At 68.9% G+C, this 22,522-nt stretch carries 21 protein-coding genes; 8 read left to right on the plus strand and 13 right to left on the minus strand.

What is annotated here, in order from left to right:
• Positions 1 to 489: 489 nt before the first annotated feature.
• Positions 490 to 1,509 (plus strand): hypothetical protein, encoded by a 1,020-nt coding sequence (locus AC4FS2_RS15420; RefSeq protein WP_491155364.1) that lies wholly within the window; start codon positions 490 to 492, stop codon positions 1,507 to 1,509.
• Between the two features lie 86 nt (positions 1,510 to 1,595).
• The gene (locus AC4FS2_RS15425) at positions 1,596 to 3,797 is read left to right on the plus strand and encodes a beta strand repeat-containing protein (RefSeq protein WP_491155362.1); all 2,202 of its coding nucleotides are present in this window, start codon (positions 1,596 to 1,598) and stop codon (positions 3,795 to 3,797) included.
• Positions 3,798 to 3,909: 112 nt separating this feature from the next.
• Here AC4FS2_RS15425 and rplI read toward each other — a convergent pair whose 3' ends face one another.
• The 4 genes from rplI to rpsF all read right to left on the minus strand — a co-directional run bounded on the left by rplI (position 3,910) and on the right by rpsF (position 5,601).
• The gene (rplI, locus tag AC4FS2_RS15430) at positions 3,910 to 4,362 is read right to left on the minus strand and encodes a 50S ribosomal protein L9 (RefSeq protein WP_491155361.1); all 453 of its coding nucleotides are present in this window, start codon (positions 4,360 to 4,362) and stop codon (positions 3,910 to 3,912) included.
• A gap of 11 nt (positions 4,363 to 4,373) precedes the next feature.
• On the minus strand, positions 4,374 to 4,628 hold the full coding sequence (gene rpsR, locus AC4FS2_RS15435) for a 30S ribosomal protein S18 (protein ID WP_491155359.1): 255 nt from the start codon (positions 4,626 to 4,628) through the stop codon (positions 4,374 to 4,376).
• 62 nt (positions 4,629 to 4,690) lie between these two features.
• Positions 4,691 to 5,215 carry a single-stranded DNA-binding protein gene (locus tag AC4FS2_RS15440; protein ID WP_491177633.1) on the minus strand — a complete coding sequence of 175 codons (525 nt, stop codon included), beginning with the start codon at positions 5,213 to 5,215 and terminating at the stop codon, positions 4,691 to 4,693.
• A complete protein-coding gene (rpsF, locus tag AC4FS2_RS15445) occupies positions 5,215 to 5,601 on the minus strand; it encodes a 30S ribosomal protein S6 (RefSeq protein WP_491155356.1) in 387 nt (128 codons plus the stop codon). Before rpsF ends, AC4FS2_RS15440 begins: the two co-directional genes overlap by 1 nt.
• A gap of 254 nt (positions 5,602 to 5,855) precedes the next feature.
• Between rpsF and AC4FS2_RS15450 the strand changes: the two genes are divergently transcribed.
• A complete protein-coding gene (locus AC4FS2_RS15450) occupies positions 5,856 to 6,761 on the plus strand; it encodes a hypothetical protein (RefSeq protein ID WP_491155355.1) in 906 nt (301 codons plus the stop codon).
• Positions 6,758 to 7,891 (plus strand): hypothetical protein, encoded by a 1,134-nt coding sequence (locus tag AC4FS2_RS15455; RefSeq protein WP_491155354.1) that lies wholly within the window; start codon positions 6,758 to 6,760, stop codon positions 7,889 to 7,891. The genes AC4FS2_RS15450 and AC4FS2_RS15455 overlap by 4 nt, the downstream gene beginning before the upstream one ends.
• Positions 7,892 to 8,004: 113 nt before the next feature.
• Here the strand turns inward: AC4FS2_RS15455 and AC4FS2_RS15460 are convergent, their stop codons facing one another.
• The 3 genes from AC4FS2_RS15460 to AC4FS2_RS15470 form a co-directional block, all read right to left on the minus strand.
• Positions 8,005 to 8,676 (minus strand): enoyl-CoA hydratase/isomerase family protein, encoded by a 672-nt coding sequence (locus AC4FS2_RS15460; protein WP_491155352.1) that lies wholly within the window; start codon positions 8,674 to 8,676, stop codon positions 8,005 to 8,007.
• Between the two features lie 280 nt (positions 8,677 to 8,956).
• On the minus strand, positions 8,957 to 10,384 hold the full coding sequence (locus AC4FS2_RS15465; RefSeq protein WP_491155350.1) for a CCA tRNA nucleotidyltransferase: 1,428 nt from the start codon (positions 10,382 to 10,384) through the stop codon (positions 8,957 to 8,959).
• 20 nt (positions 10,385 to 10,404) lie between these two features.
• Positions 10,405 to 11,967 carry a DUF7059 domain-containing protein gene (locus tag AC4FS2_RS15470; RefSeq protein WP_491155349.1) on the minus strand — a complete coding sequence of 521 codons (1,563 nt, stop codon included), beginning with the start codon at positions 11,965 to 11,967 and terminating at the stop codon, positions 10,405 to 10,407.
• Between the two features lie 98 nt (positions 11,968 to 12,065).
• Here AC4FS2_RS15470 and AC4FS2_RS15475 point away from each other — a divergent pair, with 98 nt between their 5' ends.
• From AC4FS2_RS15475 to trxA, 4 genes are all read left to right on the plus strand, one after another.
• Positions 12,066 to 14,243 carry a DUF6049 family protein gene (locus AC4FS2_RS15475; protein ID WP_491155347.1) on the plus strand — a complete coding sequence of 726 codons (2,178 nt, stop codon included), beginning with the start codon at positions 12,066 to 12,068 and terminating at the stop codon, positions 14,241 to 14,243.
• Entirely contained in the window at positions 14,240 to 15,832 is a 1,593-nt protein-coding gene (murJ, locus tag AC4FS2_RS15480) for a murein biosynthesis integral membrane protein MurJ (RefSeq protein WP_491155345.1), read from the plus strand. The genes AC4FS2_RS15475 and murJ overlap by 4 nt, the downstream gene beginning before the upstream one ends.
• Before the next feature lie 72 nt (positions 15,833 to 15,904).
• Complete coding sequence (gene trxB, locus AC4FS2_RS15485) at positions 15,905 to 16,891, plus strand: thioredoxin-disulfide reductase (protein WP_491155344.1); 987 nt, start codon at positions 15,905 to 15,907, stop codon at positions 16,889 to 16,891.
• A 63-nt stretch (positions 16,892 to 16,954) separates the two neighbouring features.
• Complete coding sequence (gene trxA / locus AC4FS2_RS15490; RefSeq protein WP_491155342.1) at positions 16,955 to 17,278, plus strand: thioredoxin; 324 nt, start codon at positions 16,955 to 16,957, stop codon at positions 17,276 to 17,278.
• A 79-nt stretch (positions 17,279 to 17,357) separates the two neighbouring features.
• Here trxA and AC4FS2_RS15495 read toward each other — a convergent pair whose 3' ends face one another.
• The 6 genes from AC4FS2_RS15495 to yidC all read right to left on the minus strand — a co-directional run bounded on the left by AC4FS2_RS15495 (position 17,358) and on the right by yidC (position 22,518).
• On the minus strand, positions 17,358 to 17,705 hold the full coding sequence (locus tag AC4FS2_RS15495; RefSeq protein WP_491155341.1) for a tryptophan synthase subunit alpha: 348 nt from the start codon (positions 17,703 to 17,705) through the stop codon (positions 17,358 to 17,360).
• Between the two features lie 98 nt (positions 17,706 to 17,803).
• Positions 17,804 to 18,760: a ParB/RepB/Spo0J family partition protein gene (locus AC4FS2_RS15500; protein WP_491155339.1), complete on the minus strand. Its 957-nt coding sequence runs from the start codon at positions 18,758 to 18,760 to the stop codon at positions 17,804 to 17,806.
• Positions 18,760 to 19,674, minus strand: coding sequence for a ParA family protein (locus tag AC4FS2_RS15505; protein ID WP_491155337.1), 915 nt, complete (start codon positions 19,672 to 19,674; stop codon positions 18,760 to 18,762). The genes AC4FS2_RS15500 and AC4FS2_RS15505 overlap by 1 nt, the downstream gene beginning before the upstream one ends.
• A 569-nt stretch (positions 19,675 to 20,243) precedes the next feature.
• On the minus strand, positions 20,244 to 20,870 hold the full coding sequence (gene rsmG, locus AC4FS2_RS15510; protein ID WP_491177635.1) for a 16S rRNA (guanine(527)-N(7))-methyltransferase RsmG: 627 nt from the start codon (positions 20,868 to 20,870) through the stop codon (positions 20,244 to 20,246).
• A 21-nt stretch (positions 20,871 to 20,891) separates the two neighbouring features.
• Complete coding sequence (locus tag AC4FS2_RS15515; protein WP_491155334.1) at positions 20,892 to 21,401, minus strand: Jag family protein; 510 nt, start codon at positions 21,399 to 21,401, stop codon at positions 20,892 to 20,894.
• Between the two features lie 16 nt (positions 21,402 to 21,417).
• The gene (gene yidC, locus AC4FS2_RS15520; protein WP_491155332.1) at positions 21,418 to 22,518 is read right to left on the minus strand and encodes a membrane protein insertase YidC; all 1,101 of its coding nucleotides are present in this window, start codon (positions 22,516 to 22,518) and stop codon (positions 21,418 to 21,420) included.
• Positions 22,519 to 22,522 lie beyond the last annotated feature (4 nt).

Genomic DNA, 22,522 nt, shown 5'->3' on the forward strand with positions numbered 1-22,522 from the left:
AGGGCGAATCTCCGCTGCGATCACCGGTCGGCGGCGCGCGTCACCCCGTGCCCTAATGGCAACACGGACCCCCGACACGCCCCTGGCGCGACCCTCAGCGGTTTGTCCTGGTGGGCTGGACCCACGGTAAGCACGCCCCCTGGCAGGCGCAAACCGGGCTGTGGATAACTATGTGGAATCTCTGCGGGAAACGCCGCCGCGCCTGTGCACAACGCCTGTGGACAACGGCGGATAACTATTTCATTCGACCATATGAACCGCCGCTTGACCGGCCCTTTTTTCGTCCACATGCTCTTTCCACGGATGTGATTGAAGCGTGGGTTGAAGGTTGCGTCCGACATGCCGGTGGTTGTGTACAACCCGGGGGATAACTTTCGAGCCGGTAGTGAAAGTATCGCCCGCTGTCAAGTTCTCTTGCCCTCAGGCTTTCCTCAGCGCTATCTTCACACCAGGGGCTCACCGCCCGTGCCATCGCGAGGAGGTGAATACGTGAACATCGCATACCACCACCGTCGGCTTCAGCCGGCGCGCGTCGTGCTGCTTGCGCTGCTCGCCGGCATCGCCTGGTGCGTGCTGTGCTTGTTCGCGTCCCCCTCCTCTGCGTCCGCGCAGGAGGGCTCCTCCGCTCCGAGTTCGGGACTGCTCGGGACCGTGGTCGAAACCCACGGCGGCGCCGGACAGACCCTGCAGCAGACGACCACCGCTATCGATCAGGCCGTCACGCATGTCGCCACTGCTATCGCGCCGGCGCCCGCGCGCGTCGCGCAGCCGGTCGCCGAGGTGGTGCCGCCGGCCACCCAGGTGGTGGAGACGACGACTCAGGCCGCGAATGCAACGGTGAACGACGTCGCAACCAGCACCGTGGGTACCGTCGCAACGGCCCTGACGGAGGTCGCCGACGCCGGTGCCGTCACCGCTGTCGTGAAGCCCGTCGTCGGCGTGACATCGAGCGTCCCGGTCGTGGCAGACCTCCTCGACCGAACGCGCGTCCACCAGAACCTCATCGGGATCGCTTCCGCCGTGGACAGCACAGTATCCGCTGTCGTCGGCCACGCCGCCCCGCTGGCACCCCTGCTCCCCACGCTCCCGGTGATGGGCCTCACCCCGATCACGGACACGCTCGAGGTGACGGTGCCCGGTCTCGGCGCGCCGCTTCCCGAGGCTCCTCTTCTGGCGCCCTCGGGTCTCCCCGGCACGCTGCCACCGAATGCGGCGGTTTCGGGCGTGGGCTCCGCCTTCGGTGCGCTGGCTTCGCCCGCGCGCTGGGTGAGCAGTGCCCCAGTATTGACGTCGGCCGTTCCAATGGAGACACCGGGGGCATCCAGCGCAGGACTTCTCGGCGCTACCGGCTCGATCAACACCGGCGGTGCGGCCGGCACCGGTCTTCTTCTGGCCGTCGGCCCCTCCGACGCGCGCAGCGCCGCGCCTTTCCTTACCTCGGTGCAGCAGCACGTGAACGATGCGCTTCCCGGCGCACCGGTCTACGACACCGACATCTCCCCTGACTGAGTGAGTGATCGCGCCGCGCCTGTGCGCGGCAGACGGTCCCCGCGCGTTCGCGCGCACCATCCAACTCACTCATTTAGGGGTACATCATGCGTAGATTCATGAAGAAAGCGCTTCTCGGAGCGCTCGTCGGGGGCGGCATCGCCGTCCTCGGAGCAGGGGTCGCATCCGCGGCCGAAACATCCGGCGACGGCGGTGTGCTGTCGGGCACACAAGCCCTGGTCTCGGTCGACATTCCGGTGACCGTCAGCGGCAACGCCATCTCCGTCGTCGGCGACTCGTCGTCCGACTCCGCCGCCACAGCGGCTCCGGCTCCCGCTGCCGCGCCGGCGGCGATCACCACGGGGTCGGAGGGCATTGCATCCGGCACCCAGGCGCTCGTGAACGTCGGCGTTCCCGTCAACGTTTCGCGCACCGCGATCTCGGTGCTTGGCGACAGCACGTCCACCGATGCGACCATCGCCCCGGCGGCGCCTTCGGTCGTAGCCGCACCACCGTCGCGGACCTCGGGTGATGACAGCATCCTGGGCGGCACGCAGGCCCTTATCGGCCTCACCGTGCCCGTGACGGTATCGGGCAACGCGATCTCCGTCCTCGGGGACGCTGAGTCGGCGGACGCGACCACCACCACCACGGCGGCGCCTTCCGGCGCAACGGGGAGCCCGACCACCGGCGGTGCGGACAGCATCGCCGGCGGCACCCAGATCGTCGCACCCATCACCGCACCGATCACCCTCGGCGGCAACGCCATCTCGGTGCTCGGTGATGCCACCACCGAAAACAGCACCACCGTGGTCGCACCGAACGCCGGTTCCGGCGCAACGGGGGCCCCGACCACCGACGGTGCGGACAGCATCGCCGGGGGCACCCAGGTGCTCGCACCGATCACCGCACCGATCACCCTCGGCGGAAACGCCATTTCGGTGCTCGGCGACGCCACCACCGAGAACAGCACGACCCTGGTCGCACCCAACACCGGATCGGGTGCCTCGGATGGGCCCACCACTGGCGGCAGCGACAGCATCGCCGGCGGCACCCAGGTCGTCGCACCGATCACCGCACCGATCACCCTCGGCGGCAACGCCATCGCAGTGCTCGGTGACGCCACCACCGAAAACGGCACCACCGTGGTCGCACCGAACGCCGGTTCCGGCAACTCGGAAGGCCCCACCACCGACGGTGCGGACAGCATCGCCGGCGGCACCCAAGTGGTCGCACCGGTGACACTGCCCATCACCCTCGGCGGCAACGCCATCGCGGTCCTCGGTGACGCCACCACCGAGAACAGCGCCACCGAGGTCGCACCGAACGCCGGTTCCGGCGCAACGGGGGCCCCCACCACCGACGGTGCGGACAGCATCGCCGGCGGCACCCAGGTCGTCGCACCGATCACCGCACCGATCACCCTCGGCGGAAACGCCATCTCGGTGCTCGGTGACGCCACCACCGAGAACAGCGCCACCGAGGTCGCACCCAACACCGGTTCCGGCGCAACGGGGGCCCCCACCACCGACGGTGCGGACAGCATCGCCGGCGGCACCCAAGTGGTCGCGCCGGTGACACTGCCCATCACCCTCGGCGGCAACGCCATCGCGGTGCTCGGCGACGCCACCACCGAAAACAGCACGACCCTGGTCGCACCGAACGCCGGATCGGGTGCCTCGGATGGGCCCACCACCGACGGTGCCGACAGCATCGCCGGGGGCACCCAGGTGGTCGCACCGATCACCGCACCGATCACCCTCGGCGGCAACGCCATCGCGGTGCTCGCTGACGCCACCACCGAAAACGGCACCACCGTGGTCGCACCGAACGCCGGTTCCGGCAACTCGGCAGGCCCCACCACTGGCGGCAGCGACAGCATCGCCGGGGGCACCCAGATCGTCGCGCCGGTGACGCTGCCCGTGACCGTCGGCGGAAACGCCGTCTGTGCCGTGGGGGACTGCACCACGGCCGGTTCGACCACGGTCGTTCCTCCCGCCCCGCCGGTCGGCCCGACCGACCCGACGGACCCGACGGACCCGACCGACCCGACCGAACCGACCGTTCCGACCACCCCCGCCGCTCCGGGAACCCCCGGAACCCCGGGTGGCGCGGATGACGGCGTGATCGGCGCTCCCGCGGGCCTCACGGCCGCTGGCCTCACGGCCGGTGGACTCACGGCCGGTGCCACGGCCTCCGCTGAGCTCGCTCAGACCGGTGGCGGCTCGGCACTGGCGGGCCTGCTGATGGGAATGCTCCTCCTCGGCGGGGGTGCGGTGATGTTCGTCCGCCTGCGTCGGGTGGCGTAAGCCGGGCGAGGAGGGTGGGTCCACATGGGCGCACCCTCCTCACCGGATCCACAGCCGTGAAACGACGGATGCCGCGGTCCCCGAGGGGTCCGCGGCATCCGGTGTGCGTCCGTTACTTCGCAGCAACCACCTGAAGGGTGATCACGGCGGTGACGTCGTCACGGAGACGAATCGTCGCCTCGTGCTCACCGACCGCCTTGATGGGCGAGGTGATGTGGATCTTGCGCTTGTCCAGGTCGCCGAATCCGGCGGTCTTGACCGCGTCAGCCACGTCGCCGGTCTTCACAGAGCCGAACAGACGCCCTTCGGCGCCCGCCTTCACTGTGAGCTTGACCTTGTTGGACTCGAGCGTGTTCTTCAGGGCCACGGCCTCTTCGTGGTCGTGGATGGCGCGAGACTCGCGGGCCGCGCGAATGGACGCGACCTGCTTCTCGCCACCACGGGACCACGCCACCGCGAAACCCTGGGGGATGAGGTAGTTACGGGCGTACCCGTTCTTGACCTCGATCACGTCGCCGGCGCTTCCGAGCCCGGCGACCTCATTCGTGAGAATCAGCTTTGCCATGCGGGTGCCCCTTAGCGGCCGGCGCCGGCGTAGGGCAGGAGCGCCATCTCACGCGCGTTCTTGATCGCGCGAGCGATGAGACGCTGCTCCTGCACCGAGACACCGGTGATACGACGGGCGCGGATCTTTCCGCGCTCCGAGATGAACTTGCGGAGGGTGGGGATGTCCTTGTAGTCGATGACGCCGACGCGGGTCGGCTTCGCGGGAGCGGTGGGCTTGCCACCCTTCCGCGGCTTCCGGCGATCGCCGGTGGCCTTTCCAGCCATGTTTCCTTCTTTCGTATGAAACGCGGATGCTGCAGCTCAGCGAGCGCGGCATCCAGCGTGAATCAGAACGGGGTGTCGTCTCCGTAGTTACCGGGGGCGGACCACGCGTCAGCGCCGGCGGCGCTTCCGCTGGCGGAGCCGGGCGTGGACCACGGCTCCTCCGTGACCTGCTGACGGGGCTGGCTTCCGCCACCGCCGCCACCGCCGCCGCCGGCGCCCGAGCTGGCCGCGCGCGTCACCTGAGCGGTGGCGTAACGCAGCGAGGGGCCGATCTCATCGACCTCCAGCTCGATCGAGGTGCGGTTCTGGCCTTCGCGATCCTGGTAGGAGCGCTGCTTCAGGCGACCGGTCGCGATGACCCGAGCGCCCTTGGTGAGCGAACCCGCCACGTGCTCGGCGAAGTCGCGCCACACGGATGCCCGGAGGAACAGCGCCTCGCCGTCTTTCCACTCGTTCGCCTGACGGTCGAACGTGCGCGGAGTAGATGCGATGGTGAAGTTCGCCACCGGAAGCCCGTTCTGCGTGTAACGCAGTTCGGGGTCGGCCGTGAGGTTTCCCACAACGGTGATGACGGTTTCGCCGGCCATCAGGCGTCCTTCTTAGCCGTCCGGGTCTCGGCAGCCGCCGCCTTGCGGGCAGCCTTGGCCTCCTTGCGGAGCGCTTCCGAAGCGACCAGAGCGATGGCTTCCTCGGCCCGAAGGACCTTGGTGCGCATGATCTGCTCGTTCAGCTTGAGCTGACGGTCGAGCTCCTGCGTCGCCTCGCTGGTGGCCGTGAAGTTCACGACGGCGTAGATGCCCTCGGTCTTCTTCTGGATCTCGTACGCGAGACGGCGGCGGCCCCAGATGTCGACGTTGTCGATGGTGCCCCCGTCGGTCGTGATGACCTTGAGGAACTTGTCCAGGTTGGGTGCAACCTGGCGCTCGTCGAGCTCGGGATCGAAAATGACCATGAGTTCGTACTGGTGCGTCACTAACCCACCTCCTTCGGACTAGAACGGCTGCCGGGCATTTCCCGGAAGCAGGAGGGTGTGTGCATGTCGTCCGCGTGCGCGCGAATGGCGTCGCCGACAACCTTCACAGTGTATCCGATGCCCAGCTCCGCTGCATCCGCACCCCTCAGCTTGGCCGCGAGAAACCACACTTCGGGCGAGACACCACGCGACGCGGTGAGTCTCGCGGGGAATGTGGTGTCTCGCGCGGAGGGGCGGTGGGTAGCGTGGCGTGCATGGAGTGGACAGAAGACGTCAGCGCCGGCGACTGGATACGCGCGCGCCTGGACGACGGACCTGCGTGGGACGCCACGATGCACGGCGTCATCCCGCGAGGCTTCCCCGCCTATGCCCGCCTCTTCCACCCGGGGCTCGCCGACGACACCGCGGTGACCTGGGAGGCGGCGGCCGCGGCGTTCGGCACGGAGATGCACGGCACGGCTCAGTGGAACCGCATCGTTCGGCGCGGAGGCGGTGGCCCGCACGCGCGGGACGCGGACGCGGTCAAGGCCCCGGACGGGCGCGTGTACTCCGCGCCGCAACCGGGACGGCTGGATGCGGCGCAGCTGAGTGCGACCGCGCGCCACCTCGCCGCCCACACCAGCACCCCGGAGGATGTGTACATCGCAGTCTGGGAGGGGTGGGGCGGCATGCTCGGATTCTTCGGCGAGGCGCCCGCGCGCGCGACGCTGACCCTGGTCGGTGGCGACGACGACCCGGAGCTGTTCGCCCGCCACAGCGCGATGCTCGCGCGCAGCATCCATGACCCGTTCAACAACGTCTTCCGAAAGCCCGTGTGGCAGCCCGGCCTGCTTTCGGACGAGATCTCGCGCGGACCACGACTGCGCCTCCCCAATCGCGACCATGTGCTCTTCCGCGGCTCGATCGCCGACTTCGTCGACCCCGGATGGGCGTCGCGCGTGCCCTGGGCGGAGGACAGTCCGGACTGGACCGCGTCACCCAGCCTGATCTGGCCGGCCGACCGCGCATGGATCCTCGTCACCGAGGTGGATGACGACTCGACCATCATCGGCGGGAGCCCCGACCTCATCCGCGCACTGTGCACGGACCCCGCCCTCGAGGCGCATGCGGTCCGCGAGGGCGCCGACCTGTCATGGGACGCGGATGAGGTGAACCGATGAGCGCTCCTGCACCGATCACGTTCAACTCGCAGCCGCTCACAGAGCCGGTCGATCGGGCGACCGCCAAGGCATACGTCCGCGAACTCCGCGCGCAGGGGAAGGGCTCGGGATCCAGCGCGACGGCGATCGTCGTCATCTGCGTCGTCGGCGTGTTCGTGCTCGGGGTGTTCGGCACGGTCTTCGGCTCCTTGCTCAGCCTGATGTCATCCTCCGGAGGCGGCTTCAGCTTTCCGCTGATCCTCCCCTTCCTCTTCGTCGGTGCCGTGGTGGCCGTATTGATCGTCTCCCTCGTCCGCGGCGGCGGAAGCTCGGTCCGGTGGTACCGCCTGGACCGCTTCGCGCGCGCGAACGGCATGGCCTTCACCCCGGTGATTCCGGCACCGGCGCTCCCCGGCATGATCTTCCAGCGCGGCAGCTCACGCCAGGCCAGCGACCTGGTGCGCGGCGAGCAGCCCCGTTTCGTAGAGTTCGCGAACTACCGGTACACGACGGGGTCGGGGAAGAACCGCACAACGCACAAGTGGGGCTATGTCGCGGTGAAGCTCGACGTGCCGCTGCCGCACATCGTCCTGGACGCGGTGGGAAACAACGGCCTCTTCGGCGCCTCCAACCTCCCGGCCGCGTTCGATCGTGATCAGCGCCTCAGCCTCGAGGGCGACTTCGACAAGTACTTCTCGCTGTACTGCCCCGCGGACTACGAGCGCGACGCGCTGTACCTGTTCACCCCCGACATCATGGCCCGCTTCATCGACAACGCCGCCGCGCTCGACGTCGAGATCGTCGACGACTGGCTCTTCCTGTATGCCAAACGCGATCTCTCCACCCTCGACCCCGCGACGTGGGCGTGGCTGTTCTCCGTCGTGGGAGCACTGCTCGACAAGCTCGCACAGTGGGCCCGCTGGCGCGACGAACGTCTGGTCACCACAGCGGTACCGGCAGCGGATGCGGTGGCCTCCGGCATCCCCGGCGCCGTCGACGGCCCGATGCCGGTGCTCACGCCGCCTCCACCGGGCGTCGCCCCGGAGGGTCGCCGCCTCAAGCGCGGATTCTCGTGGGGAACGGTGATCGTCTTCGGACTGGTGATCGGCTGGTACGTGCTCACGGGCATCATCGAGGCGCTCGGCAACTGAGGACGGCACCCGCGGCGCGCCGGGTTCTGAGATCGTCCGCGGATCCGGGGCATCCGGCGTACCTCGTCCGACCCCGGCGACATCCTCCGAATCCGCGAAGGGCGGCCGGGCGGTCAGCGGTTCATGTCGGCGAACAGCTGCACCGACGCATCCAGCGCCTCGTCGTAGCCCATCTCCGCGAAGCGGTAGAAGGCGGGGCGCCCGATCGCGGCGATGGAGCCCGCCCGAGCGGCCTTCGCCAGCCACTCCCCGGCGACGGCGACGACCTGGTCGGGTTCCGCGAGAGCGTTGATCAGGCCGATTTCCCGAGCGCGCTCGGCGGTGAACGGCTCTCCCGATCCGACGTTCTCCATCGCCGCACGGGCGCCCAGCCGCTGGATGAGCGGCACCTGCGCGACCATCGGCCAGATCCCCAACGACACCTCCCGCGTCCCGATCAGCGCACCCCGAGCCGCGACGGCGTAGTCGGCGACAGCGACGATCGAGGCTCCGGATGCCACGGCGTCGCCGTTGACCGCCGCCACGACAGGGGTGCCGAGGGTCGGCACGTACTTCAGCAGGGCGGCCAGCGCGGTGGCGAATTCCACCGGGTCGCCGCCGGCCCGGATCGCAGGGATGTCCAGCCCGCTGCAGAACACGTCACCGGCACCGGTGAGGATGATGCCGGTCACCTCCGGGTCGGCGTCGGCCGCGCGGAGCTGCTCAGTCAGGTCGGCGAGCACCTCGGGGTTCAGGAGGTTCCCCTCGCCCGACGGATTGAGGATGGTGATGGTCGCGATGCTCACGGGAGCGCCCCTTCCTGGCGAGACGGCCTGCGTCGATGCAGACGTGGCTTCATTCTGCCTGCTGCCGCGCCGCCCGGCCCGCGGTGCATCCGGAGCGCGACCGCTGCCGCGGTCTGCCGGCACGTCATGACGTCGGAGGATCGCGCCGATGTCGGAGCATTTGGCCGTTATCCTCCGACCGAGGTGCGATCATCCGACGATGACGCGGCGGGGCGGGCGGCGCGGGCGCGGCGAGCGGCGGCAGGCGCAGACGCGGCGAGCGGCGCGGGCGCCCAGCGGGTCAGGCGCGAGCGGCCCACCATTCGCGGAGGCGGCGCTCGGCCTCCTCCTCGCCCAGCGGCCCCTCGTCGAGCCGAAGGTCGAGCAGGAACCGGTAGGCGTCGCCGACCTCGCGACCTGGGCGGATGCCGAGGACCTCCTGGATGCGGTTGCCGTCGAGGTCGGGCCGCACCGAGTCGAGCTCCTCCTGCTCGCGCAGCGCGGCGATCCGCGCTTCGAGGTCGTCGTACGCCCCGGCCAAGCCCGCGGCCTTGCGCTTGTTGCGGGTGGTCACGTCGGCGCGCGTGAGGATGTGCAGCCGCTCGAGTTCGGCACCGGCGTCCCGCACGTAGCGGCGGACGGCGGAATCGGTCCAGGTTCCTTCGGCGTAACCGAAGAAACGCAGGTGCAGCTCGATCAGCTTCGCGACCGACCCGATGGTGTCGGAGTCGAGGCGGAGCGCCTGCAGGCGCTTGCGCACCATCCGCGCGCCCTTGATGTCGTGGTGGTGGAACGTGACTCCACCGCCGGGCTCGAGCCGGCGCGTCGCCGGCTTCCCGATGTCGTGGAGGAGCGCCGCCAAGCGCAGGGGAACGTCGGGGGCGGCACCGGGATGCCGCGACTTCTCGAGTGCGATGGCTTGACGCAGCACGGTCAGGGAGTGCTCGTACACGTCCTTGTGGTGATGGTGCTCGTCGATCTCGAGGCGCAGCGCGGGCACCTCGGGGAGGAAACGTTCCATGAGGCCGGTGTCGACGAGGATCCGGAGTCCGCGGACCGGATCGTCGGTGGTCAGCATCCGCACCAGCTCCGACTGAATCCGCTCGGCACTGACGATCGACAGGGTGTCGCCGAGTTCTGCCATCGCGGCCAGCGTCTCGGGGTCGACCTCGAACCCCAACTGGGCCGCGAATCGAGCGGCGCGCAGCATCCGCAGGGGGTCGTCACCGAAGCTCACGGCGGGTTCGATCGGCGTGCGGAGGCGCCGCGCGATCAGATCCTCCACGCCACCGGCCGGGTCGACGAGCGTCTTCCCCGGTATCCGCAGCGCCATGGCGTTGACGGTGAAGTCGCGCCGCGACAGATCCTCCTCGAGGGTGTTCCCGAAGGCGACGGTCGGCTTGCGTGTGAGCCCGTCGTAGCTGTCGGCGCGATACGTGGTGATCTCGACCTGCTCGCCCGATATCCGCGCCCCGATGGTGCCGAACTCGCGGCCGACGTCCCACCGTGCCGAGGAGATCGGCGTGATGATGCGGAGGATGTCATCGGGACGCGCGTCGGTGGTGAAGTCGAGGTCATGCGTGACACGGCCCAGGAGCGCGTCGCGCACCGGGCCCCCGACCACAGCCAGTTCATGCCCGGCGTCGGCGAAGGCGCGCCCAAGGCGGGCAACGACGGCGGAGTCGGCCAGCGCGTCCAGGCGCGCGACACCCTCGGCCATATTGAGCATGCGTCGAGCCTAACCGGGCCTCAACCCGTCGAATCCGCCGAGCCCGGGATCGCCTCCGAGGCGCCGTCGGCGAAGCGGAGGAATCCGGTGAACACCAGCTCCCTGACCCGCGGGTACAGGTCGTCGCGGAGGGCACCGGCGTCGACCTCGAGGAGTTGGGCGATCGCGTCCACGAGCGCGCCGAGCGTCAGGTCGCCGTCGCACGCGCCCACGAGCGCAGCGAGCGCCGAGTCGACCGACAGGGCGCGGCCGAATCCGGCGCCCTGACGCAGCTCGATGACCGTGGGCGCCTCCTCACCGGGCCGGTGGTGGCGGGCTTCGGTCACGTCGGGGGCCACGGCGAACCGGGAGGCGGCGAGGGCATCGTCATCGAGGTGTGCCAGCCGGTCGTGAGCGGCGAGCGCGGCGGCCAGATGAGCGCCGGGGGCTGCCCCGACCGCCCCCACGAGGCGCTCGTAGCGGGCGAGAGAAGGCGCGCCTGCCCCTGGTCGCCGCAGCAACACGTACCCGAACCCGATCTCGGTCACGCCGCGGGCGTCGAAGTCGTCGAGCCACGCGTCGATCAGCTGGGCGAACTCCGCAGACCCCGGCACGGTGCCGCCGTCGCGCACCCACAGCTCGGCGTACGCGAGCGGGTCGAGTCGTTCCCGCTCGATCACCCACGCATCGACCGGCACCTCGGATGCGGCGACCCACCCCCGCACCCGATCGAGGCCGTCTTCGTCCCCTCGGTACTCCCAATTGCCCAGCAGCTGCGCGACGCCGCCCGGCGTGAGGTGCGCTCCCGCCCCGCGCACGACCTCCGCTACAAGACCGTCCCCGACGCGACCGCCGTCGCGGTACTCGTATGCGGGCACGTCGGCGCCCCGGGGCGTGATGACGAAGGGCGGATTGGTGGCGATGCGGTCGAATTGCTCGCCGGCGACCGGCTCGAACAGGCTGCCCTGCCGGGTCTCGATGCCGTCGACGTGATTGAGAAGCGCGTTGAGCTCGGTGAACCGCAGGGCACGCGCGGACACGTCGGTCGCGATGACCCGCGCAACGTTCCGCCGCATCCGCAGCGCCTGGATGCCGCATCCGCTGCCGACATCCACCCCCGTCTGGGCGCGCCCCGCGATCTGCAGCCCGGCGAGCGTGAGGGATGCTCCGCCCACGCCGAGCACGTGATCCTCCGGCAGAGCGCCCCCGAGCGCCGCCTCATCCAGGTCGCTCGCGATCCACCACTCCCCCTCTCCGGCGTCGTCGGAAAAGGCTTGCGGGCGCACGATGGCGCCCGCGTGGACGGTGTCGCCCCGAACCTCGGCCAGTCCCAGCCCGGCGAGACCCTCCGCGCGCGTCTGCGGCAGCGCCGCATCCACGTCTGCCACCGACTGCGCCACACCCAGGCCGAGGAGGCGCGCGAGCACGGTGAGCGGATCACGCCGGTCGCCGAGGGCGCGGAGGGCCGGACCCCGCAAGCCCCGGGCGATGGCGGCATCCCCCTCCGCCGTCCAGGCAGAACGCAGTGCCTCCGAGCTGTACTCGGCGGCACGCAGATCGATGGCGAGCGCCGCGGCGAGCGCGGAATCGGGGTGCGGCAGCATCCGTCCATTCAATCGTTCCGCGGGGCGCACGGTGACCTCGAAGGGACCGCCCATAGAATCGCTGCGGTGCGGTCGCCCTCTGCCCGCGCCGGAGCCTCATGATCCCAACATCTCCCGCCCCGGCCCGCGCGCCGCGTCACCGATGGACGCGACGCGTCTTCGCGACGGGCTTGGCGGCACTCCTCGCCCTGTCCGGAGCTGCGTCCGCCGCTGCCACCGGCACGCCCTCGCCCTCCCCCTCTCCGACGGGCCCGCCGCTCAGCGGGGTGGTGGAACTCACGCTCTCGCCGGTCGGCAACGGCATCCTGCGTCCCGGGCAGCAGTTGTCGGTATCGGCGACCATCGAGAACGGCACGCCCGACGCCCTTCCCGTCACCGACGTGTCACTCGAACTGGGATCCGCTGCACTCCCCGACCGGGACGCGCTGGGCGCGTGGCTGTCCGACGACGACCCCGCCGCCCTCGCGCCGGTGGGAACGGCATCCATCGACGCCGTCCCCTCGGGCGCAGATTCGACCTCGGGCGTGGTGGTCGCCGCAGACAATCCGGCCCTCGCCGCCCGCCCGCCCGGGGTCTACCCCCTACGGGCGACCGCTGTCGTCGGCGGCACGACCCTCGTGTCCACGAGCGTGGTGGTGGTGCCCGACGACGCGGTGACAGCGAGGGTCGGAGTCGTCGTACCGATCACCGCTCCTCCCGGGTCGGCCGGGCTTCTCGATGCCGAGGCACTGGCGGGCCTCACCGCATCCGACGGTGAACTCACCGCACAACTGGATGCGGTGGAGGAGACAGCCGCCATCCTCGCGGTCGACCCCGCGCTTCCGGCCGCCATCCGCGCCCTCGGAACGGCCGCTCCACCGACCGCGGCGCAGTGGCTGGCCCGGCTCGAAGCCCTGCCCCAGACGCGCTTCGCGTTGCAGTTCGGCGATGCCGACCTGGCCCCGCAGATACACGCGGGACTTCCCGCTCCGCTGCAACCCACGTCGCTCGCCTCGTACATCTCGGCGCAGGATGTGGTCACACCGGCGACCCCGAGTGCCACCGCGACACCTGGCACCGACGATCCCTCCTCCCCGGCGCTCCCCGACCTGGCGCAGCTCACGGCGATCGGGGCGAACGCTCATTCCGGGGTGCTCTGGCCCGCGACCGGCAGCGCCGGCGCCGACGTCGTCGCAACGCTGGGTGCCACGACCGTGGGGGGCGCACCTTCCCTGACCCTCGTGCCCTCCGCCACCACATCCGCCGGATCGGAGAACCGCACCGCCGCCGCACGCGCCACAGCCGGCGCGGCGCAGCTGCTCGTCTACGACTCCGAGGTTTCCGCCGCGCTCCGCGACGCCGCGGACGAGCCCGACACTTCGCTGCGCGGCGCCCCCCTCACGGAGGCGACCGCGTATCTCTCCTTCGCCGCCCGGGAGAGCGGCGGCCAGCCGCTCCTCGTGACGGTGGACCGCGGGGTCGGCCGCGATCGCGTGAGCCTGCGCACGGCCATCACCGCCGCATCCCTCGCCCCGGGGGTGAGCACGCTCGGGATGCCGGAGCTCGCCGCAGCGTCGCCGACCGAGGTGAGCGTCACGGAGATCCCCGCGGATGCGGCCCGCGTCGGGGAAGTGACGCAGCTCCTCGCCGACGAGACGGCGGTCGCGAGTTTTGCGACGATCCTCGACGACGCGTTGCTGCTGACCGGACCCCAGCGCGCCGAGATCCTTCAGCTGCTGGCAGTGGGATGGCGGAACGACCCCGTGGCCGCCTCCGCCGCCATCGCGGAGCACCGCCAACAGACCAGCGCAACGCTGGACGCGGTCGGGATCCTGCCCTCCAGCGTGTTGAACCTCATCAGCTACGACGCGAACTTCAGCCCGTGGATCCGCAATGACCTGCCCTATCCGGTGAATGTCGTGCTCGTGGCGCAGCCGGATGACCCGCGGCTCATCGTCGCCGAACGGACGGAGGTGCCCGCATCCGCCGCCAGCAACACGCGCGTGACCGTCCCGGTGCAGGCCCGTGTCGGCAACGGCACGGTGACCGTCACGATGCAGCTGTACAGCCCCACGGGCGTTCCCGTCGGCGCGGTCCAGAGCGCCGAGGTCGAGGTGCGCGCCGAATGGGAGACCATCGGCCTGGTCGTCCTCATCGCGCTCATGGTGCTGTTCGTCGGACTCGGTATCGTCCGCACCGTGCTGCGGCGCCGCCGCGCACGGATCACGGAAGACGCGGATGCTGCGTTGACGCCCGAGGTCCGTACGGACGAGCGGCCGCCGGGGGCTGCGGAATGAGCGGTCTCGGGCGCGCCAGCATCCTCATCGGCGCCGGCACCATCGTTTCCCGACTGACGGGGTTCGTCCGCTCCGTCGTCCTCGTCTCCGCCGTGGGCGCCACCGCCGCGGGCGGGAACGCGTTCGCGATCGCGAATCAGCTACCGAACAACATCTATGCGATCATCTCGACAGGTTTGCTCAGTGCCGTGGTGGTGCCGCAGATCGTCCGCGCGGCCGCTCACGACGACGGAGGCCGCGCCTTCGTGTCCAAGCTGTTCACACTCGGGGCGGTCGCGCTTCTCGCCGTCACCGCCGCGGCGACCCTTGCCGCCCCCTGGCTGGTCGCGCTGTACGCGCCGGAGTTCTCCGCGCAGCAGCAGGCGCTGGCGGCGGCGTTCGCGTATTGGTGCCTGCCCCAGATCCTCTTCTACGGCCTGTACGCGCTCGTCGGCGAGTCACTGAACGCCCGCGGTGTGTACGGCCCGTTCACGTGGGCACCGATCGTGAACAACCTGGTGTCGATCGCAGGCTTCGGGGCCTTCATCGTGCTGTTCGGCACCGAGCCCGCCCTGAGTTCCTGGACCCCCGAGATGGTCTCCCTCCTCGCCGGGACCGCCACTGCGGGCATCGTCGTCCAGGCCGCCATCCTGTTCGCCTTCTGGCGCCGCACCGGCCTTCACGTGCGACCCGACTTCCGCTGGCGCGGGGTGGGGCTGGGGCAGATCGGTCGGCTCGCGGGGTGGACGTTCCTCATGGTCGTCGCGGGGCAGCTCGCCGGACTGGTGCAGTCGCGGATTCTCTCCATCGCGGCCGAAGACCACCCGGGGGTACTGGTCTCGCAGAACGCATGGCTGCTGTTCATGCTCCCGTACTCGATCATCGTGATCTCCATCGGCACCCCCTACTTCACCCGGCTGAGCGGCCACGCCGCCGCCGGCCGGGACGACGATGTGCGCGCCGACATCGTCAGCAGCATCCGCGTGCTGGGTCTGTTCGTCGTCGCGGCCACGGCCGCACTCGCGGTGGCCGCAGTGCCCGCGTCCCGTATCTTCACCGACAGCGCCGACGAGGCGCGGGGGGCCGCGGGCGTTCTGCTGTGCTTCCTCGTCTGCCTGGTGCCGCTGGCCGTCCTGTTCGTGATCCAGCGCACGTTCTACGCCTACAACGACACCCGCACGCCCTTCCTGTTCACGCTGCTGCAGAGCGCTCTCGTCGTCGCCACAGCGCTGTGGGCACAATCGCTTCCCGTCGAGCAGCTCGCAGCGGGAATCGCCCTGGGACAGTCGCTGGCGAGCACCGTCCAGGTGATCATCGCGACGCTTCTCCTCCACCGACGCCTCGGGGGCATCGGTGTCGCGCGTTGGATGAGTTCTCTCGCGCGCTTCGCTCTGGCCGCGATCCCCGCGGCCGCAGCAGGGTGGGGCGTCCTGGTGCTTCTCGGCGGAGACGAGGGGTGGACGACGGCCGACAAGCTTCTGGGCGCCCTCGGTGCCGCGGTCATCGGTTCCGTCGTGCTGGTCGTGTACCTCGGCATCCTGGCGCTTTTCCGCGCTCCGGAGCTGACCCCGGCGGTGGGGATGCTGCGCCGTTTCCTGCCCCGCCGCTGAGGCCTCGGGCCGTGGAATATCCCCGGGCTACGATGGGTTTACACCCGAGAACCTACGAAGGGGGCGACGCACGTGCGTCACGTCATCATCATCGGATCTGGCCCCGCCGGCTACACCGCGGCGATCTATGCCGCGCGAGCGAACCTGGAGCCGTTGGTCGTCGCAAGCTCGGTCGAAGCCGGCGGCGAACTCATGAACACCACCGACGTGGAGAACTTCCCGGGCTTCCCGGAGGGCATCCAGGGGCCCGACCTCATGACGAAGATGCAGGAGCAGGCCGAGCGCTTCGGTGCCGAGGTCGTTTACGACGATGTCGTCGACCTCGACCTCGACGGTGACGTCAAGACGGTCACGCTGGGGAGCGGCGCGGTTCACACCGCCGCATCCGTCATCTACGCCACCGGATCCGCGTACCGCAAGCTCGGTCTCACCGGCGAAGAGCGACTGTCCGGCCGTGGGGTGTCGTGGTGTGCCACGTGTGACGGCTTCTTCTTCCGGGACCGCACCATCGCCGTCGTCGGCGGCGGCGACTCGGCGATGGAGGAGGCCACCTTCCTGACGAAGTTCGCCTCGAAGGTCTACATCATCCACCGCAAGGACTCGCTGCGCGCGTCGAAGATCATGCAGGAGCGCGCATTCGCGAACGAGAAGATCGAGTTCATCTGGAATGCCCAAGTGGCAGACATCCTGGGTGAGGATGCGGTCAACGGCGTCGTGCTGCAGTCAACCGTCGACGGCTCGACCGTTGAGTTGCCCCTGGACGGGCTGTTCGTCGCGATCGGTAACGACCCGCGCACCCACCTCGTTCACGGCAAGCTCGATCTGACCCCCGAAGGCACCATCTGGGTGGATGGGCGTTCCTCGCGGACCTCCGTCCCGGGGGTCTTCGCCGCAGGGGATGTCATCGACCCGACCTACCGCCAGGCGATCACCGCAGCCGGCAGCGGAACGGTGGCCGCGCTCGACGTCGAGCACTTCCTGGCCGCCCGCGGCGAAGCCGGCCTGCCCGAGGTGACCGAAGACCAGATCGACGGTCTGCCCGGCGCTCAGGCGGCCTGAGGAACAAACACGAGCGTCGGCGCGTTGTCTTGGCTGACATTCTTTCCCGATAAGGAGATCACAATGAGCGCAAAGGCCACCACCTCTGCCACTTTCGAGCAGGACGTGCTGAAGGCGGAGGGTCCCGTCCTCGTGGACTTCTGGGCCGCATGGTGCGGACCGTGTCGGATGGTGTCGCCGATTCTCGACGAGATCCAGTCCGACCACCCTGACAAGATCACGGTTCTCAAGCTCAACGTCGACGAGAACCCCGACCTCGCGATGAAGTATCAGATCACTTCGATCCCGGCCATGAAGGTGTTCCAGGGCGGCGAGGTCAAGACGACGATCATCGGCGCGAAGCCGAAGTTCGCCCTCGAGAAGGACCTGGCTGACTACATCGGCTGAGAACCTCCGAACGCAAACACCCCGTCGAGCTCCGGCTCGGCGGGGTTTTTGCGTGCCCGATCCATCATGACCCGAGGGCCTAGGAGGCATCCAGGCGCACGGAGGCGTCCCAGCGGCGGTGCGTCTCCTCGTCGCCCAGCAGACGCCAGACAGCGCGCGTGAGGGCTGGGTATTCGAGGGCGATCTGGCGCAGGACGCGGTAGTGACGGGCGCGGTTCGGCCGCACGCCGCCGTTCTCCGCGATGTTCTCGGCGCGCAGCGTCAGGACGACGAGCTCATCCACGGTCGGGAGGTCTTCCATGAACTCCCACGGGTCCTCGCCGTCGAGAAGACGTTCGTGCACGAGCACCGAAAGCTCGTCGGCTGCCTCCGCGCGCAGCAACTCCAGGCTGGCCCTCCTCCGGGGCTGGTCGTCGTGTGTCGCCATATATCCAGCGTACGACCGACCACCCCTACGAAAGTCCCTGCTCGTCATTCCATGGGGTGCGAATCAGCGTATGCCGATCGCCGTATGTTACCGATCGGTCAGGCGCCGAACCCGTCTTCACCGAGCTCAGAGAGGATGCGGTTCAGGTCCTCAATCGTGGCAAAATCTATCACGACCTGGCCTTTTCTTGCGGACAGGGACACTCGCACGCGCGTATTGAGGCGGTCGCCCAGGCGTTCCGCCACCTCCTCGAGGTGGCCACGCCGCGCGCCTGCCTTGGGCGCGGGACCCCGCCGGTTGCCGGCGTGAGCACCCTTCGCAATCGCCTCAGCGGCGCGAACCGAAAGGTCTTCGTTCACGATCTTGTCGGCAAGCTTGCGCATCGCCGTCTCGTCCTCGAGCGACAGGATGGCACGCGCATGACCCGCGCTGAGGACCCCGGCTGCGACCCGCTGCTGCACGGGGAGCGGCAATCGGAGCAGGCGGATGGTGTTGCTGATCTGCGGTCGCGAGCGTCCGATGCGTGAAGCCAGCTCCTCCTGCGTGATGCCGAAGTCTTCCAGCAGCTGCTGATATGCCGACGCCTCTTCCAGAGGGTTCAACTCCGACCGGTGAAGGTTCTCCAGGAGCGCGTCCCGCAGAAGGTGCTCGTCGGCGGTATCGCGCACGACGGCCGGGATGGTCTCGAGACCCGCCTCACGCGCAGCGCGTGTGCGGCGCTCGCCCATGATCAGCTCGTAGCGCCCCTCCCCCACATCCCTGACCACGATCGGCTGCAGCACGCCGAACTCGCGGACGCTGTGCACGAGCTCAGCGAGGTCGTCCGAGTCGAAATGCGACCGTGGCTGACGCGGGTTGGGGACCACGGCATGCGGGTCGACCTGGATGAGGCGTGCCCCGGGTACCGCCACGAGATCACCGGGAGCCGCCGGCTCGGGCGTCTCAGCTGCCTGCGATGCCCCCGGGAAGAACACATCCACGGGCCGCGCCTCGGACGGCTCCGCCGTCGGGATGAGCGCGCCGATCCCGCGTCCCAGTCCAGTCCTCTTCGCCATCAGGAGCCTTTCTCTTTCTTGCCACGTGCAATGATCTCGACTGCCGCTTCGCGGTACGCCACCGCTCCGGCCGACGCCCCGTCATAGGCGATCACTGTCTGTCCGAAACTCGGAGCCTCCGACACGCGCACAGAGCGTGGGATGACCGTGCGGAGGACCTCGTCGGGGAAGTGCGTGCGCACTTCCTCCGCGACCTGCTGCGCGAGGCGGGTACGCCCGTCGTACATCGTGAGCATGATGGTCGAGACGTGAAGGTCGGTATTCAGATGGCGCTGGATCATCCGCACACTACCGAGAAGCTGGCTGAGGCCCTCGAGCGCGTAGTACTCGCACTGGATGGGGATGAGGACTTCCTGCGCGGCGGTGAACGCGTTGATCGTCAGCAAGCCCAGCGACGGGGGGCAGTCGATGATGACGAAGTCCATTCGCGGATTCTCCGCGGCCAGGTAGTCGTCGAGCGCCGTTCGTAGGCGGTGCTCGCGCGCCACTTGGGAGACAAGCTCTATCTCCGCGCCGGCGAGGTGGATGGTGCTCGGTGCACAGAAGAGGTTCTCGGACTCCGGGCTCTGCTGCACGATGTCGGCGAGGGGGAACTCGTCGATCAGTACGTCGTAGACGCTGGGCGTATCCGCCGTGTGGGGGACACCCAAGGCGGTGGATGCATTTCCTTGCGGATCGAGGTCGATCACGAGGACGCGTGCTCCCACGGCGGCCAGCGCAGCGGCGAGGTTCACTGCGGTGGTCGTCTTACCGACGCCACCCTTCTGATTCGACACCGTGAAAACCCGGGTCGTCGTCGGCAACTCGACCGTGACCTCCTGCAGCGCCCGCCGGCGGGCGGAGAGATCCGCGAGCTCACGGGCGATGGGGGAGTCGAACGTGACGCCGGACCCGGAGTCGTCGGATTGTTTCACGTGAAACGCTCTCCCTTTGCACTCGGTTCCGGACGGTTCAGTCTACCTGTGACCGCGCCCTCCGCCCGCCGCCGAGCCGCGCGCGGCCCGCGATGTTTCACGTGAAACATCGTCCCGTGCGCCCGCGAACGCTCGCGTATCGGGAGTTTCTTTAGCCGACCCGCAACGAGGTGGGGGAATGCCCGTCAGCTCCGGAGCGCGCGACCTCGGCAGGCGCGACGCGGCCTCGAAACCCCCGTCGAATCACGGAGTTCGGCGAGGGAGGCGGATATCGGCCCGCCACCGACGAACGCTACCGGTCCACGGTCAACCCACCTCATGCGCGCGCGTCAGCTAGCCGTTTCCACCCGGCGTGGACCCGCGGTCTTGCCCGACGGACAAGGGAAGCGTGAGACCGAGTGCGGAGGCCACCCCAGCCCAACCCTAGGTCCGGCGCCAAGCCCGGCGTCGAAACCCAGGGCCACACCCAGAACGGCGCACCGCTGCACCGCTAAGCCAAACCGGCCAGCATTGCGATGTTTCACGTGAAACATCAGGCGCGACGCGCGCGTGGAGTTTCACGTGAAACATCAGGCGCGGACGCGCGCGCGGACCACCCGGGTCGGCTCGGCGAGGAGCCCTTCACCGAGTGTCTCGATGTGCACGTCCGACAAGCGGTGTGCGCGGATCTGCTTACGCGCAGCGTCGATCTCTGCCGGTGCGTTTGCGCCCTTCAGGAGGATCAACTCGCCGCCATCGCGCACCAGCGGGGCGGTCCAGGGAATCAGCGTACGGAGGGCACTCACGGCACGCGCGGTCACCGCATCCAGCGTCCCCGCACCACCCCAGTCTTCACTGCGTGACCGAACCACCTCGACGTTGTCCAGACCGAGGTTCTCGACCTGCTCCGACAGCCACTGCGTCCGTCGCTCCATCGGTTCGATGAGAACCCAAGAGACGTCGGGCCGCATGATCGCCAGCACCAGGCCGGGTAGGCCGGCGCCGGACCCGACATCACCGACGCGACCGGAGAACAGGGGTGCGGCAACCGCGCTGTTCAGGATGTGGCGCGTCCACAGCCGCGCCGGCTCCAACGGCCCGATCAGGCCGCGTTCCTCACCATGGGCTGCTAACGCGTCCGTGAAGGCGCGCGCCGTGTCGATCCAATCACCGAAGATCGCCGCGGCCGCCGAGGGCTCTGGTTCGACGACCGTCATCGATGTTTCACGTGAAACATGTCACGCACGCCGAAGGACCGTGTGCCTGTCGGCACCCTCGCCGTAAGACTCGGACACGAGGCCACGGTCGGCAGCGACGTCGTGGACGAGCTTCCGCTCGTAGCTGGACATCGGCGGGAGTGAGGCCTGTGAGGCCCCTGCGTCGAGGCGCTCCATAGCGCGGTCGACAAGTTGCTCCAGCTCACGCTGGCGCATGTCGCGGGAGCCGCCGACATCGAGGATGAGCCGCGAGAAGCGGCCTGTGCGGTTCTGCACCGCGAGGCGCGTGAGTTCCTGAAGGGCCTGCACCGTCTCCGGCTCGGACAGCTTGACCAGCGAACCGGACGACTCCGCCTCTACGGACACATACGCACGGCCGCCGCGGACATCCAGGGCAAGATCACCGTCGATGTCGGCGATGTCGAGGAGTTCCTCGAGGTAGTCGGCGGCGATGTCGCCTTCCTGCTCGAGCTGTTCGTCCGTGACGACCGCATCGGAGGCGGGCGCGACGTCGGTGGAGTCAGAGGTCATGAGAATCCTTGGTACGTCAGGAGGTGGGCGAGGAATCGGGGGTACCGGGGGAGCGTGGGTTATCCGGCCCGGCAGAACCGCCGCCGGGCGCCGGCTTCTTGGCCCCACCCTGCTGCTTCTTGGCACGCTGCTTACTCACGGGCTGCTGCCGCTTGGGGCTGGCGGCCCGGGCGCGCTCCGCCTCTTCGAGGAGGCGCTGCTGTTCGGCCTGGTACTTCTCCATCGAGATGACCTTGCCGCTGGAATCGATGGCCTTCCCCTTGCGCGCGAGGCGCTCCTCGCGTGCCTTCGCCGCATCCGATCCCGGTGTCGGCATTTCACGGATGACCACGAACTGCTGGACCATCGTCCACAGGTTGCTGACGAACCAGTAGATGACGACGCCGAGCGGGAAGAAGACGCCCGAGAAGATGAAGGCCAGCGGAAGGATGTAGAGCATCACCTTCTGCATCTGGTAGGCCTGGCCGGTCTTCGCCTCGGGGGAGAGGTTCTTCGAGATGATCTGAAGCTGGGTGAAGAACTGCGACGCGATCATCAAGACGACCAGTACGACGAGGATGGCGATGGCCACACCGTTGCTCGTCTCGAAGGCGTTGATGAGCGTCTCGTGGAGCGAAGCCACTCCGAAGAGTTTGGCGTCGTAGAACTCTTGGGTCAGGTCATTGTTCAGCAGCCCGACTCCGGAGAAGTCGGGGTCCCTGCGGATCTTCTGGACGTCATTGAGCACACTGAACAGAGCGAAGAAGATCGGCATCTGCACGAGGAGCGGCAGGCAGCTGGACACGGGCGTCGTCCCGTGCTTCTTATACAGCGCCATCGTCTCGCGGCTCATCGCCTCACGCGAGAGCTGATCCTTCTTACCGCGGTACTTCTCCTGAACTTTCCGCAGTTCAGGGGCTATTTCCATCATCTTTCGCTGGCTTTTGATCTGCCGGACGAACAGCGGGATGAGGGCCGAACGCAGGACGATCACCAGGCCGATGATCGACAGCACCCAGGTGATGCCATCCGCGGGCGGGAGCCCGATGAAGGTGAAAAGCGCATGCCACCCGACGAGCACGAGCTCGACCAGCCATTTCAACGGCCAGAGAATGGTTCCAATGAGGTCGAATCCCACGGAT

The sequence above is a fragment of the Microbacterium sp. Z10_103 genome, from assembly GCF_058310455.1.